Below are 14,061 nucleotides of genomic sequence, written 5' to 3'. Positions count from 1 at the left end.
GGAGCAGGTGTGCCCCGACGGTCAGCACGGCAGGGCAAGGGGCAGCGGAACGGGAAAGGCAGCCCGGAGTCATGCGTGTCGTCTCCATCCTCGTGGAAAACACGGACCACCCGCGGCCGGTATCCTGACTCCCGGATCCACGCCCGCCCCCAGGCCTTCCCGGCTGGCTGCCAGTGGCCGTCATCCACGAGGACGAACTCCCCGGTCACAGTGGCGGGACCGTGCCGGACTCACACCGGCTTCCCTGACACCGCGGACCTGGCATCGACCATATAGTCGGACGTCCTAGTAAGTCCAGAGGTCCGGGGTCCGAGGCCCGCGGCGCGCCCTGCTGTCGTGACCTCCCCCGCGTCCCCCCCCCGGGTCGTGCGTCAGGCCTGGTCGGAGGCGTCGCCGTAGACGTTGTCGGGGCTGACCACCCGGGTGATGGCCCGGCCGAGCAGGGTGCTGGGGTTCTCGCCGTTCGAGGGGATGTCCGTGTTGAGCAGGATCACCATCGTCGCCTTCTGGGCGGGCAGGTAGACCGTCAGACTCTGGTAGCCGGGCAGGGAGCCCGCGTGGCCGATCCACCCGTGGTTGATGTCGATGCCCAGTCCGTAGGCGTCACCCGGCGCGCCGGTGGGGTGCGCGTCGAGGCGCTCCGCCTGGGTCTTCGGGGACAGCAGGCCGCCGGTCGCGACGTTCTCCGCCCAGGAGCGCATGTCGTCGAGGTCCGAGATCATCGCGCCGGCTGCCCAGCCCCAGCTCGGGTTGAAGTCCGTGGCATCCGCCACCGTGCCGTCCGGCGTCATGTCGGTGTAGCCGTGGGCGTGCGGCAGCGGGAACTCCGCCGCCACCGGCAGGAAGGTGCGGTCCAGGCCGCTCGGCCGCGTGATCAGGTCCCGGATCGCGTCCCGCAAGGGGCGGTGGGTGACCTTCTCGACGACCAGGCCGAGCAGCACGGTGTTGGTGTTGGAGTAGTCGAACTGCGTGCCGGGCGGGAACTGGTTGGGATGCTCGAAAGCGATGTCGAGCAGCTCGTTCGGCGACCACTGGCGATGCGGCTCGGTCGTCAGCAGGTGCTGGAAGCCCGGGTCCTTGCTGTAGGCGAACAGGCCGCTGCGCATGTCCGCGAGCTGACGCAGCGTGATGTGCTCTCCGTCGGGCACCCCGTCGACGTATGCGGAGATCGGGTCGTCCAGGCCGACCTCGCCGCGGTCGACGAGCTGGAGCAGCGCGGTGACGGTGAAGGTCTTGGTCTCGCTGCCGATCCGCATGTTCAGGTCGGTTCGCATCGGGGCGCAGTCGCTCGTGTCCGCGACGCCGAAAGCCCGTACGTAGCGCGGCTGTCCGGGCTTCCAGACGCCCACGATCACGCCGGGGACACCGGCGTCGGCGGCCGTCTGCCGGATCACCCGGTCCAGCTTGGCCGCGGTCGCTTCCCAGGACTGCGACGCGGCGGCCGGTTCCCTGGGGACCGGTACGGCCGCCGCGGGCGCGGCGATCCCGGGCAGGGAGGCTGCCAGGCAGGCAGAGATGGTCGTCACGGTGCGCAGCAGGGCAGATCGGCCCGTTCGGATAGGCATACGCCCCTGGATAGGTCGTTCCAGGCTTCTGCCCGCGGCACCGCACCGGCCCCCCTACGGACATTCATCCGAATGCCTCCGGGATCGCCGCGCATCGGGATCGCGGTGCAGCGGACCCCGACGGCGTCAGCGCGTGATGCGGTCGATCACCAGGCGCTCGAAGAGGTCCTCGGGCAGGTCGTCCTGGTACCGCTCGACCGAGCGATGCGCCGCGGCCGGGTCGCCGTGCCAGCGGCTGATGACGTCCTCGTTGAAGTCGATCAGCCGGCGCACGTCGTCCGGGGTCAGCTCGGGGTGGAACTGGCATCCGAAGACCCGCTCGCCGTAGCTCAGCGCCTGGACGGAGGTGTGCTCGTTGCGGTACTCGATCCGCACGCCGTCCACTTCCTCGATCTGCGGACTGATCGCCTGGTAGTGGAACGACGGCACGACGCCGACGCCCCGGCGGTCGCCGACCCGGTTCACCTCGGTCAGGCCGACCTCGATGCCCGAGGTGTCGATGATCGAGCCCGGACGCAACGCCTCGGCGATCAGCTGCGAGCCCAGGCACACGCCGACCACCGCGGGGCCGGTGTCGCCGTCACGCCCGTTCGCGTCGGCGACGAGTTCCCCCATCAGCTTGATGGTCGCGCGCATCCACGCGGCGTCGGAGTGCACAGACGTCTGGCCTCCGGTGAACACGTACGCCAAGGCCGGCTGTTGCCGTCGCGCGGTCAGCTCGGCCGCCTCGGTCACCAGGTCCAGGCGGCCGCAGCTCAGGCCGGCTCGGGTCAGCCGCTGCTCGATCCGGTCGGCGTAGTCGAGACTGTCGTAGATCAGCCCGTCCGCGACGCAGATCTGCACGTCCACCGGCACGATCCCCACCCCTCTTACTCGAAGAACCTCGACCACAGGTTGAGGGCCGAGTCGACGCACTGGACGAAGCTCAGGATAGCCACGATCGTCACTGCGAGGTTGACCTTCGTCACCCGGCGCAGCTGGTCGTGCTCCAGTTTGCGTTCCACCGCGCGCCGCGCCATGTCGAGCAGGGTGTCGGTGCGCTCGCGCACCTTCTCGGTCTCCCACGCCTCCAGGACACTGTCGCGCAGCTTGAGCACGTGGAAGTCGTAGCTGAACGTGGGCCGCACCAGCGCCTGGTAGTCGGCGCGCAGCCGTCGTTCCAGCGAGATGAGCAGTTCGGGGTCCTCGTTCAGTGCCATTTCGCGGACGATCCGTTCCGCGGCACTGGCGGAGCGTTCGAGTCGGGCGTAGTGCACGTTCAACTGACCGAGAAGGTGTTCGAGTTGGTCGAGCGTCTCGCCGGGGCCGTCCCGGGAGGCCAGCAGGAAGAAGGCGTATCCGGGGTAGAAGAACTCCTGCGGCCACGTCGACTCGGAGGGGATCGGTGCGGCGGAGCGGGGGTAGATCAGGTGCCGCAGCGCATCGGAGAGGGTCGCCCGGCCGGGTGCCGGGTGGGTGGTCCAGCCCGCGTAGGTGAGGTTGAAGTACGGCAGGACCGTGGGACACGGCGGCCCCTGTCGGCACCGGTCGGACATCGCGGTGAGGGCCGGCAGCAGCTCGTCCCTGATGCGCGTGGTCAGGTCGTCGCGGCCCTTCGGCCCGAAGCCGTCGATGAGCTGCTCCCGCTGCCTCCCGGTCCACCCCTCGACGACGCGCATGTGCACGGCCACCGACCCGTAGCCGTCCGGGAACAGGATGCCGGTGACGTGCAGCTCCACCGGTAGCGCCGTCGTCTCCCGCACGATCGCCGTCAGCCGCGCGTCGAACTCCTCCGACCCGGCGAAGTGGGTGAGCAGGTCGACCGGCGGATTGCCGAAGGTGAGCGAGCCGCGCAGGAACTGGTCCAGGGACCGGTGCACCAGCGTGAGGCGCCCCTGCGGATCGAGTCGGCCGTCCGCCGGAACGGCGAAGCCCGGAGAGTCCGCGAGCGAGACCGGCCCGGGGAAGAAGGGCCCGGTCAGCAGGAGCAGGGCGTCGCCGCAGAAGTCGACGCCCGGCTCCGCAGGCGGCGGCGCAGCAGGCTCACGCGGATGCGGTATCAGCACTCCGCCCGGTAGTCCGGCCTTGTCCGGGACAGGTCCAGCGCCGTCCATGCGACCGCCCCCCAACGAATCCGGCATCTCCGGCCTTTGCCGACTTCCGAGCTCCCCGTGACAGGCGTCCGGCGCGCCGTCCTGTTCGGAGCTCCGCTTCCGATTCACCCTGGCAGGCTGCCCCCGACGGCGAACACGCACATCAGTCTGCGCGGGGAGTTCTGACAGCGCATCCGGCTCGACGCAAGAAGGCGCCGGGATTCCGGTTCGCGGGTCGGAACCCCTCCGCGCCGCTCCGGGCGCCCTTCCCCCCGCGAGCGCCCCGGCGCATGCTGATGCCGGGCCGGACAACGGCGTCCCGCCCGCGGAGGGGGGCCGGCATGGACTACGAGGACCTGTTCGCACGCATCAACGAAGCGGTTCGCCCCGTCCTGGCCGAGGGAACCGTCGCCCAGTACATCCCGGCCCTCGCCGCCGTCGACCCCCACCGGTTCGGCCTCGCGATCGCGGACACCCACACCCGCAAACCGCCGCGCGGTACCGGGGACTGGCAGGTCCCGTTCTCCATCCAGTCCATCTCCAAGGTGTTCACCCTCGCCCTGGTCCTGGCCGGCGACGGCGACTCGCTCTGGACCCGGGTGGGGAAGGAACCCTCCGGGTCACCCTTCAACTCCCTTGCCCAGCTTGAGCGGGAGAACGCGATCCCGCGCAACCCGTTCGTCAACGCCGGCGCGCTGGTGACCACCGACCGGCTGCTCACCCTCACCGGGGACTCCCGGGGCACCCTGCGCGAGTTCCTCCGCACCGAGAGCGGCAATCCCCGCATCGACTTCGACGCCCAGGTCGCCTGGAGCGAGAGCCAGCACGGACACCGCAACGCCGCGCTCGCCCACCTGCTGGCCGACCACGGCCGCCTCGACAACCCCGTCCCGGACGTCCTCGACCACTACTTCTGGCAGTGCGCCCTCACCATGAGCTGCCGCGACCTCGCCCTCGCCGCAGGGTTCCTGGCCCGGCACGGCCTCCGGGCCGACGGCACCCGGCTGCTCACCCGCAGCGAGGCCAAGCGCATCAACGCCGTCATGCTGATCGGCGGCACCTACGACGCCGCGGGCGAGTTCGCGCACCGCGTCGGCCTGCCCGCCAAGAGCGGGATCGGCGGCGGCATACTGGCCGTCATCCCGGGGCGCGGAACGCTCTGCACCTGGGGGCCGGCCCTCGACACCCACGGCAACTCGATCGCGGGCATCACCGCGCTCGACGCCCTCACCACCCACACCGGCTGGTCCATCTTCTGACCGGCGGTGCCCGGACCGGCCGGGGGGCCACCGGGCGGTCTCCGGTCCGAGCAGCCTCACGCCTCTTCCGCGGGGAGGGCCTGCCGTGTTGCGTAGCGGCTGCGCATCGCGTCGCTCGCCGCGGGACCTGCGGCGAAGACATACGTGGACGACGGCAACACCTACCAGGGCACCGAGGAGATCGAGGGGTGGCTCGGTCGATCCGCCACCCAGTTCAGCTACACCATCCAGCTCACGGGCGCCGAGCAGACCGACGCGACCCACTACATCGCCACCCACCATCTCGAAGGCGACTTCCCCGGCGGCACCGTCGATCTGCGCTACCGGTTCACCCTCCGCGACGACCTCATCGAACGCCTCGTCATCGAGCCCTGAGTCCGCTCACCTGCTGCCACCGGCCGTGCCGCTCGCTCTCCGTGCCGCTCGCTGTCCGCGCCGCGTCAGACCTGGTTGTTCCACATCCGGAACATCGCGCAGCTGCCCTGGTCGTCGAAGGTCACCGTCCAGAGGTTGGCGAAGGTGCCGAGCTCCTTGTAGACGCCGGTGCCCCTGATCGCGGCCGTGTCCCCGTTGATCAGGAGAATCGACCACTCGAAGTCCCAGCCGCCCCGCTGCCACACCTCCCGGGACTGCCAGCCCTGCACGATCTCCGCGCGGCCGATCCAGTCGGTCTCGTACGGCCACTCGTGGTACTCCGCGTCGGCGCAGAACAGGGCCGCGATGTCCTCGGGCGCATTGCTGCGCCAGGCCCGCACGTACGCCTTGACCCAGTCGTTGACCTGCTGTTCGGTCGGCATCGCCGGCCTCCTTCGATGTCGTCGGTTCACGCCCGGGTCTCAGGCCGAGGCTGAGGCTGCGGGGGAGGGGGCGGTGGCGCGGCGGAGGGTGACGGTCTGGGGCGCGGTGTATTCGAGCAGCCCCTCGGCGCCGCTCTCCGAGCCGAGCCCGGACTGCTTGTGGCCCGCGAAGGTGACGAGCGGGGTGAGGTGCTGGACCTCGTTGATCCACACCGTGCCGGCCCGTAGGCGCCGCCCGACGGCCAGGGCCGCCTCCGGGTCGGACGACCAGACGGAGGCGCCGAGCCCGTACTCGCTCGCGTTCGCCCGGGCGACGGCGTCCTCGACGTCGTCGAAGCGGAGCACCGGCAGGACCGGCCCGAACTGCTCCTCCTGGACGATCCGCGAGGACTCCGGGGGATCGTCCACGAGCGTCGGCGCCACGAAGTAGCCCGGCCCCTCCCCGGCCCGGCCGCCGGTGGCGAAGCGGTGGCCCTGGGCGTGGGAGTCCCGGAGGAGGTCGAGGACCCGCTCGTACTGCGGGCGGTTCTGCACCGGGCCGAGCCGCACGCCCGGCTCGGTGCCGCGGCCGACCCGTACCGTGGCGGCGTAGGCGGCCAGCGCCCGCAGGAGCGGCTGGTGGATGTCGCGGTGGACGTACAGCCGCTTGATCGCCAGGCACACCTGGCCGCTGTTGGCGAAGGCGCCCCAGAACAGCTTCTCCGCCACGGCGGGCACATCGACGTCCGGCAGGACGACGGCCGCATCGTTGCCGCCCAGTTCCAGGGTCACCCGGGTCAGCGTGGGCGCCGCGCCGGCCATCACCTGGCGGCCGGTCCGGGTGGAGCCGGTGTAGCTGATCATGTCGATGCCGGGGTGCGCGGTCATCCACGGCCCCAGCTCGGCGCCGCCCGAGACGACGTTCAGCACACCGGGCGGCAGCACCTCGCGCAGCAGCTCGCCGACCTTCAACGTGACCAGCGGGGTGAACGGGGAAGGCTTCCACACCACGGTGTTGCCCGCCAGCAGCGCCGGGGCGAGCTTGAACCCCGCGTTGCCCAGCGGGTAGTTCCACGGCACGATCGCGCCGACCACCCCCAGCGGCACCCGGCGGGTCACCGAGAGCCGCTCCGCGCTGTCCTCGTTCACCGTCTCCGGCAGCGACAGCGCCGCCGTCCCGCGCAGCCAGTACCCGAACCCGAGGATCTCCGCAGCGGCGTCGTCCAAGGACTTGCCCTGCTCCCGGGTGAGGAGCCGCTTGAGCGGTTCGAGCTGCGCCTCGACGGCGTCGGCGACCGCCAGGACGAGCTTGCGCCGGTCCTCCCACGGTGTCGCCGACCAGCCGGGCAGGGCCGCCCGGGCCGCCGCCACCGCCTGGTCGAGCTGCTCGGGCGAGCAGACCGGCGCCCTGGCCACGACCGTCTCGTCGGCCGGGTCGAGGACCTCGTAGGACGCCGCACCCGCCACCGCCCGGCCGGCGACGGTCATGGTGAAGTCGGTGAAGGAACTGGTGTCCATGGTGGTTCTCCTGGCACGACGATCGGTGGGTGTGTGCCCGCATTCGGGGCGGACGTCCGGCCCGGTGTCCCCATGGCCGCGGACCGGCACACCACCGACTATCGGCACCGGGCCGCCCGCCAGGAAGGCCGGGCCTGCCTAGGAGTGCCACACCCAGGAACAGCCGTCCGAACCACACCACGACCGTGCGAGCCGCCCCCGGCGAACCGGTGGCCTCGGCGACGGGCACCCGCCCGAGGCCATGGGCGCACCCGCCCGAGGCCACTGGCGCACCGGCCGTCGGGCCCCTCGCGCACCACCGCGGACAGCCCGGGCAGCGGCGTACGATGCGAAGCATGAGTGGCCACGAGCTGGGCGCGTTCCTGCGGGCACGCCGCTCCCAGGTGACGCCCGCCGACGTGGGCCTGCCCACCTCCGGCTCCCGCCGGGTCGCGGGCCTGCGACGCGAGGAGGTCGCCGTCCTGGCCGGCGTCAGCGCCGACTACTACGCCCGCCTGGAACAGGGCCGCGAGACCAACCCCTCCGGCCAGGTGATCGACGCCATCGCCGGCGCCCTGCGCCTGGGCACCGACGCCCGCTGGCACGCCTACCGCCTGGCCGGGCTGCTGCCCAAGTCGGCACCCGCCCACCCCCACGACCGGGTGCACCCGGCCCTCCTCCAGCTCATGGACGCCTTCCCCACCGCCGTGGCCTACGTCATCAACCGCCGCCTGGACGTCCTCGCCTCCAACTCCCTTGCCGACGCCCTGCTCTCACCCCTGGCCGACCCCCACCGCATGGTGCGCTCCCTCTTCCACGACCCCGCCGCCCGCGAACTCTTCGCCGACTGGCACAGCGTCGCCCGCGACACCGTCGAAGCACTGCGCCTGGCCGCCGGACACGACCGCCACGACCCCGAACTCGCCGCGACAGTGCGCGAACTGATCGCCGACAGCCCGGAGTTCGCCGCCCTGTGGCGAGACCACAGCGTCAGCGGACTGGGCCGCAAGACCAAGGTCTTCAACCACCCCGACGTCGGCCGCATCACCCTCACCTACCAGGCGTTCGACGTGCAGGCCGCCGACGGCCAGTACCTGCTGGTCGGCACCGCCGAGCCGGGCAGCACCGACGCCGACTCCCTCGCACTCCTCGGGTCCCTCCACGCGGCCGGACGCCGGGACGACGCACGACCCGCCGGCGGCTGACCGTCGAGAACGCAACCGGTGGGTTTCGCCGGTGAAGCAACTGCCGCTGGCCACGCTGGATGGACCGCTTGAGGGCGTACGCCTCGCGGGGCTTGTCGTAGCTGTACTCCCCGTACTGGCGGGCGTGCACTCCCGTGACCAGACGGTGAGTTCGGCCGGCGCCTGGCTGCAATTCCAGCCCTGTGCGGCGGCCTGGTTCACGGGCGACCGCACCCCGACACGCAGTCGTCCCGGATCGTATGGGCGCCGTAGCCTCATCGGCAAGTCGGGGGGCGGAGAGGGCGGTTCGGCGACGGCGGAGCGTGCCGGGAGGCCGGGCCGACGGTGCGTCAGCCGCCGCCACCGGATCGTGTACGGAGCCTCATTGGGGGACAAGTCCGCAAGTGATCGGATTTGATCGGAAAGCTTTCGCACGGCAGGCTCGGTGCGCACAGTGGTGAGTCAGCCACGGTCCGCCACGGAGGGGAGCCGCATGTCCGGGACCGAACACCGCAAACCGACCGCGCACGTCGTCGTGGGGTACACCCCCGAGGAAGGGTTCGTAGCCGTCCAACTCAACCCGCCGCCGGCGGAATACGTGTGGCACGACCGCCAGGCCGAGCACCGGCAGGAGCGGTTCGGCCCGGGGAACGGCTACCAGCAGTGGCTGGCCGTCGACCTCTCCACCGGCGCCGTGTGGTTCGGGGACTCCGACTGGCGGACGCAGGAGGACGGTTCCGCCGCCGAGCTCCCGGGACGTCGCCGGTGCGAGGCCGGAGACGGGGCCCTGCCCTCGCCCGCCGTCCTCGTCCACCCGCTCACCCACAGCGCCACCGACGGGCAGGGCACGTCGACCTGGCGCTTCTTCACCGCCGAGGAGCTCTACGCCCTGGCCGGGCGCCTACTGCCCACGGTCCAGCGGGTGGTCGACTCCCTGCACCGGGTGGGGCCGGCCTCCGACCTCGAATGGTCCGCCGAGGCCGCCACGGCCTGGGCCGATCTCGAACAGGCCTGCCGCTACACGTCCGACGCGACGGGAGCGGTGACCTGGCCCGAACCCCGTACGAGCCGGGTCCGCGCGACGCGGGTCGAGGTGGCGGACTTCCTCGCCCGGAACCCGGAGTTGTGCGATCCGTCCTGGTCCACGGCCACCGACGCGGAGCTGGACGCCTACGCCGCCTACGAACCCGCCTCCGGCTACGGCGGCGTACCGGGGCGGATGTGCGCTCCGGCGAACGTCCGGATCGAGGAGGGCTACACGTTCTACGGCCACCGCGCGGCCCTGTTCGCCTACCGCGCGGCCGCTTGCGGGGACCGTACGCCGGTCGAAGCCGGGACGTGGTTCAGCACCAGCGAGGCCGGCCGGGCCAGTTGGGAGGCGGCCAGGGTCATGGGAGCGAGCCTCGCCGACGCCCCGGACTGCGTGCTGGGCCACCTCGCCGACACCTTCCGCAGCGCGGCGGAGAACGACGGCGTGGTCCTCACCGGGCTGAACGACCACCTGTGGAAACAGCGGGCCGAGGAGCGTGCGGCCGTCGACGAGACGCTCGCCGCCACCGGCGAGGAGTTGGCGCGGCTGGAGGAGATGGTCAAGGAGCTCCGCCGTGCCCGCAACACCGTCCTGACCCGGGTCCTCAACTGGACCGACGGGCGGGACGACGAGGAGATCGCCCGGCTGGCCGCGACCTCCCCGACGGCCGTCGCCCAGTGGCGGGAGCGGCTCACCGCGAACCCGGCCGGCCAGCCGGAGTAGCGGGGCCGCAGCAGCAGCCGGAGGCTCGCGGCAGGCGGCAGGCGGCAGGCGGCAGGCGGCAGGCGGCAGGCGGCACGCGGCCGTGGGGTGGCGACGGGGGAGGGGCGGGAACGGGGGAGGGGCGCGTCCGGTCCGTCGGGTGCGCCTCACGAGAGGGCGGCCAGCGCCTGCTCCGCGAGCATCTGCTCCAGCGCCAGCAGGGCGCGCGGGGCGTGCCGGGTGTCGATGCGGACGGCGTAGATGAACCGCATCAGCTCCGGGTCCGCCAGCGGGCGGGCCACGACCTGGGTGGCACCCCGGGGGAGCGCGAGTTGTGGCATCACGGCGACGCACAGGCCCGCGGCCACGAAGCCCAGCACGGTGTTGAAGTCGTCGCCCTCGTAGGCCAGTCGAGCCTGGAAGCCCGACGTCTTGGCGATCTGGGCGAGCAGTTCCAGGCGCAGCGCCGCCTCCGGGGCCGCGATCCAGGTCTCGGCGGCGAGGCCGGCCAGGTCGATGACGTCCCGGTCGGCGAGGTGGTGGCCGGCCGGGACCACCGCCACGACCGGATCCCGTGCGACCAGCGTCCGGCGCAGCGTCCGGGGCGGCGGCAGGGGTATGAAGTCGTAGTCGTAGCTGAGGGCCAGGTCCATGTCTCCCCGCTTCAGGCGGCCGTAGCCCGCTTCGGGCTCCACCTGGGAGAGGCTGACCTGCACGTCGGGGTAGACCGCGTGCAGCTGCGCCAGCGCCTTCGGGACGATGCCGGCTGCGGCGGAGGCGAAGGCGCCGAGCCGGATCCGTCCGGCCGTGCCGGCGCGCATGGCGTCGAGTTCCACGGCCGCCGCCGCCAGGGCGCTCCGGACTCCCTGCTCGGCGTCGAGCAGGACCTGGCCCGCCGGGGTCGGCCGCACGGGCCGGCGTTCGAGCACCCTGAGACCCGCCCGGCGTTCCAGTTCGGCGATCTGCTGCGAGACGGCGGGCGCGCTGTACCCCAGCTCACGGGCGGCGGCGGTGAAGGAACCGTGGCGGACCACGGCTTCGAGGGTGGCGAGCAGGCGGGGGTCCAGTCTCTGCATGGAGTTAAGGCTCACTTATCTGTCGCGAAGACATCTTTTGTTGTGCTTAAGGATGAACGGCAGCAGGATTCTTGCTTGCGGCCCGGATGCGCAAGCCTCCGCCCCCGCGACGTGGCCGATCGCTCGCCACCGCGGGCGCCTCCGAGCGCCGCCGCGCCGTGCACCCCCTCCTTCGCGGCCCACCCGCCGCACACCTGTGCCGCCGGTGGGCCGCGGAGGAGACGGCCGTCGACGACCGGCCCCAGCCCTGGAAGGAAGTGGTATGCGCAAGCCACTCATCGGACTCACCACCTACCTCGCCGACGCACGGTGGGGCGAGTGGGAGCTGCCCGCCGTGTTGCTGCCCGCGGCGTACACCAGCTGCCTCCGGGCGGCGGGCGGCCGCGCCGTCCTGTTGCCGCCGGACGCGCCGGAGGCCGCGGCCGACGTGGTCGAGAACCTGGACGCGATCATCCTGACCAGTGGCGAGGACCTGGATCCCGCGCTGTACGGAGCGAAGCCGCACACCTGCACCGGGCCGCCGGTCCCCGAACGCGACCGGTGGGAACGGGCCGTGCTGGCCGCCGGACTCGCCCGTGACATGCCGGTGCTCGGGGTCTGCCGGGGGATGCAGCTGATGAACGTGCACGCGGGCGGCACCCTGGTCCAGCACCTGCCCGAGAAGGTGGGGCACCACGGCCACAACCCGTACGGGGGGCACTTCGCCCCCCATCCCGTCACCACGGTGCCCGGGACCCGGCTCGGCGCACTCCTGCCGGGCACCAGCCGGGTCGCCACCCACCACCACCAGGCGGTGGACTCCCTCGGCGCCGGGCTGATGGTCTCCGCCCGTGCGGCGGACGGGACCATCGAGGCGATCGAGAGCACCCGGCACCGCTTCGCCGTGGGCGTTCAGTGGCACCCGGAGGTGGCCTTCGAGCCGGCCGTGGTGCACGCGCTGGTGGCCGCGGCCAGGCCCGGCGGCGCGGCGGTGTCTGCCGCCGGTCAGGAGCCGTGAACGGCGCTTCGGCGGAGCGGAGTTGTCATGCCGACGCCGGGGCCTTGACACCACCGCGGGGGATCCCGGCCAACTGGTGGACGGCGTCGAGCCGTTCGGTGTCATGGGCGAGGTGGGAGCCGACCGGGACCGAACGGCCGCGTCCGCGCAGCGTCTCGGCGATCTCCCGGAATCGCAGGTACATCTCCCCGTCGTCCCGGTCGGCAGCGCTGCAGGACGACGGGTGCCCCGGTCCGTCGCACCAGTCGTCCGCCGGGGATTGGTCGTCGAGGCAGGCTGCGCCAAGATATGCGCCATGACCGATTCAGGGGGACCGGCGGCCGGCGCCGCCACGACAGGCACGCTCATCAACGGCCGCTACCGGCTGCACGAACGCCTCGGCCGCGGCGGGATGGGAACGGTGTGGCGGGCCACCGACGAACGGCTGCGCCGCCAGGTGGCGCTCAAGGAACCCGTGCTCCCCCAGGACATCGACGACCGGGAACGCGACGAGCGGTTCCGGCGGATGGAGCGCGAGGCGCAGGCCGCCGCCGCCCTGCGGCATCAGAACATCGTCCGGGTCCACGACATCGAGACCGTCAGCGGCCGTCCCTGGCTGGTGATGGAGTTGATCGAGGGCGAGAGCCTGGAGGCGGTCCTGGCCGCCGGCACGCTCGGCGTCCTCGAAGCCGCCACGGTCGGCCGCGAGATCGCCGCCGCCCTGGACGCGGTCCACGCCGCCGGCGTGGTGCACCGGGACGTCAAACCGGCCAACATCATGCGCAGTCGGACCGGTGAGACGATCCTGACCGACTTCGGGATCGCGCAGATCGACGGCGGCACCGACCTGACCCGGACGGGTGTGGTGGTCGGCTCCGTTCCCTACCTCTCGCCCGAACGCGCCGCCGGCCAGCGTCCCGGCCCGGCCGCCGACCTGTGGGCCCTCGGCGTGCTCCTGTACGAGGCGGTGGAAGGTGTCCATCCCTACCGTAGGCAGCACCCCCAGAGCACCCTTGCCGCGATCCTCACCGACCCCGTGCCCGAACCGCGCCGCACCGGCGCGCTGACCGCGCCGATCATGTCGCTGCTGGAGCGTGACCCCGCCCGCCGGCCCACGGCCGCCCAGGCTCGACAACTGCTCGCCGCGGCAGCCACCCAGCCCGCACCACCCGCACCGACCGTGCTCGACACGGCGGCACCGACGGCCCTGCTCCCCACCGCGCTGACCCTGCGGCTGCGCGCCGCCACCACGGCCGTCACCGGCACGAAGCGGCGCAAGGCAGTCGCCCTCGGCCTGGCCCTGGCCGTCATCGCCGTAGCCACCACCTGGGCGCTGTGGCCCGCCGGCGCGCCGAGTCCCGCGAACACCCCCGTCGGCTACAAGGCGCAGCAGGCGCCGTCGCTGGGCTTCGCCGTCGCGGTGCCGCAGGACTACACGGCCTCGATCGGCAGTGACGACGCCGCCTGGGCCAGTCCGGACGGGCGCATCCAGATCGACCTGCGCGACGAGGGCAGGAGCACCCAGGACGCCCGGGCCTATGCCCAGAAGCGGCTCGACACCCTGAAGACCAGCCAGGGCAAGCCGCAGAACTGCAACGACGTCCCGGACCCATTCTTCATCACGCCCGTCCACGCCCCCCAGTCGATGCTCCACGGCGGCGGTGTCAACGCCTCGGTCATCGAATACGACTACTCGACCAGGGCCGACGAGCTCTACCCCTGCATCGCCCAGAACCCCAACGACAAGGCCGTCGAGCAGTACATGGTCCACGACGGCCACGTCCTCCACCTCGCTGTCACCATCCGCGGCTACCAGAAGGAGCAGAGCGAGGGCCAGAAGGCCGACTACACGGTCTACGAGAACGTCAACAACTCATTGGCGTTCGGCTGACGTGAGTCGTTGTCAGGGTGTGGGGCTCGGGCC

At 72.2% G+C, this 14,061-nt stretch carries 13 protein-coding genes and 1 riboswitch; of the genes, 6 read left to right on the top strand and 7 right to left on the bottom strand.

The window, feature by feature from the left end:
• Nucleotides 1-97: 97 nt before the first annotated feature.
• Nucleotides 98-277: riboswitch (cobalamin riboswitch) on the bottom strand.
• A 94-nt stretch (nt 278-371) separates the two neighbouring features.
• From ACZ4W5_RS18245 to ACZ4W5_RS18235, 3 genes are all read right to left on the bottom strand, one after another.
• A complete protein-coding gene (locus ACZ4W5_RS18245; protein ID WP_465655482.1) occupies nt 372-1,565 on the bottom strand; it encodes a serine hydrolase domain-containing protein in 1,194 nt (397 codons plus the stop codon).
• 126 nt (nt 1,566-1,691) lie between these two features.
• Nucleotides 1,692-2,429 (bottom strand): type 1 glutamine amidotransferase, encoded by a 738-nt coding sequence (locus ACZ4W5_RS18240; protein ID WP_465655480.1) that lies wholly within the window; start codon nt 2,427-2,429, stop codon nt 1,692-1,694.
• 5 nt (nt 2,430-2,434) lie between these two features.
• Nucleotides 2,435-3,610, bottom strand: a complete 1,176-nt coding sequence (locus ACZ4W5_RS18235; RefSeq protein WP_465655478.1) for a hypothetical protein — start codon at nt 3,608-3,610, stop codon at nt 2,435-2,437.
• 368 nt (nt 3,611-3,978) lie between these two features.
• On the opposite strand from ACZ4W5_RS18235, the gene ACZ4W5_RS18230 reads away from it, so the two are divergent.
• Together ACZ4W5_RS18230 and ACZ4W5_RS18225 are read left to right on the top strand one after the other, a co-directional pair.
• A complete protein-coding gene (locus ACZ4W5_RS18230; protein WP_465655476.1) occupies nt 3,979-4,896 on the top strand; it encodes a glutaminase in 918 nt (305 codons plus the stop codon).
• A gap of 144 nt (nt 4,897-5,040) precedes the next feature.
• Nucleotides 5,041-5,271: a hypothetical protein gene (locus ACZ4W5_RS18225; RefSeq protein ID WP_465655474.1), complete on the top strand. Its 231-nt coding sequence runs from the start codon at nt 5,041-5,043 to the stop codon at nt 5,269-5,271.
• Nucleotides 5,272-5,336: 65 nt separating this feature from the next.
• On the opposite strand, the gene ACZ4W5_RS18220 is transcribed toward ACZ4W5_RS18225, so the two are convergent.
• Together ACZ4W5_RS18220 and ACZ4W5_RS18215 are read right to left on the bottom strand one after the other, a co-directional pair.
• Nucleotides 5,337-5,693: a nuclear transport factor 2 family protein gene (locus tag ACZ4W5_RS18220; RefSeq protein ID WP_465655473.1), complete on the bottom strand. Its 357-nt coding sequence runs from the start codon at nt 5,691-5,693 to the stop codon at nt 5,337-5,339.
• 39 nt (nt 5,694-5,732) lie between these two features.
• Complete coding sequence (locus tag ACZ4W5_RS18215) at nt 5,733-7,190, bottom strand: aldehyde dehydrogenase family protein (RefSeq protein ID WP_465655471.1); 1,458 nt, start codon at nt 7,188-7,190, stop codon at nt 5,733-5,735.
• 335 nt (nt 7,191-7,525) lie between these two features.
• Between ACZ4W5_RS18215 and ACZ4W5_RS18210 the strand changes: the two genes are divergently transcribed.
• Entirely contained in the window at nt 7,526-8,374 is an 849-nt protein-coding gene (locus tag ACZ4W5_RS18210) for a helix-turn-helix domain-containing protein (protein ID WP_465655469.1), read from the top strand.
• A gap of 472 nt (nt 8,375-8,846) precedes the next feature.
• Nucleotides 8,847-10,106: a hypothetical protein gene (locus tag ACZ4W5_RS18205; RefSeq protein ID WP_465655467.1), complete on the top strand. Its 1,260-nt coding sequence runs from the start codon at nt 8,847-8,849 to the stop codon at nt 10,104-10,106.
• Nucleotides 10,107-10,252: 146 nt separating this feature from the next.
• Here ACZ4W5_RS18205 and ACZ4W5_RS18200 read toward each other — a convergent pair whose 3' ends face one another.
• Nucleotides 10,253-11,161: a LysR family transcriptional regulator gene (locus ACZ4W5_RS18200; RefSeq protein WP_360232695.1), complete on the bottom strand. Its 909-nt coding sequence runs from the start codon at nt 11,159-11,161 to the stop codon at nt 10,253-10,255.
• A 262-nt stretch (nt 11,162-11,423) separates the two neighbouring features.
• Between ACZ4W5_RS18200 and ACZ4W5_RS18195 the strand changes: the two genes are divergently transcribed.
• On the top strand, nt 11,424-12,158 hold the full coding sequence (locus tag ACZ4W5_RS18195) for a gamma-glutamyl-gamma-aminobutyrate hydrolase family protein (RefSeq protein ID WP_465655464.1): 735 nt from the start codon (nt 11,424-11,426) through the stop codon (nt 12,156-12,158).
• A 25-nt stretch (nt 12,159-12,183) separates the two neighbouring features.
• Here ACZ4W5_RS18195 and ACZ4W5_RS18190 read toward each other — a convergent pair whose 3' ends face one another.
• Nucleotides 12,184-12,342 (bottom strand): hypothetical protein, encoded by a 159-nt coding sequence (locus tag ACZ4W5_RS18190; protein WP_360232689.1) that lies wholly within the window; start codon nt 12,340-12,342, stop codon nt 12,184-12,186.
• Between the two features lie 111 nt (nt 12,343-12,453).
• Between ACZ4W5_RS18190 and ACZ4W5_RS18185 the strand changes: the two genes are divergently transcribed.
• Entirely contained in the window at nt 12,454-14,028 is a 1,575-nt protein-coding gene (locus tag ACZ4W5_RS18185) for a serine/threonine-protein kinase (RefSeq protein WP_465655462.1), read from the top strand.
• Nucleotides 14,029-14,061 lie beyond the last annotated feature (33 nt).

Source organism: Kitasatospora sp. NPDC029367, from assembly GCF_055569135.1.
Note: the sequence above shows the minus strand (reverse complement) of the source record. Positions and strands in the feature narration are given on the sequence as shown.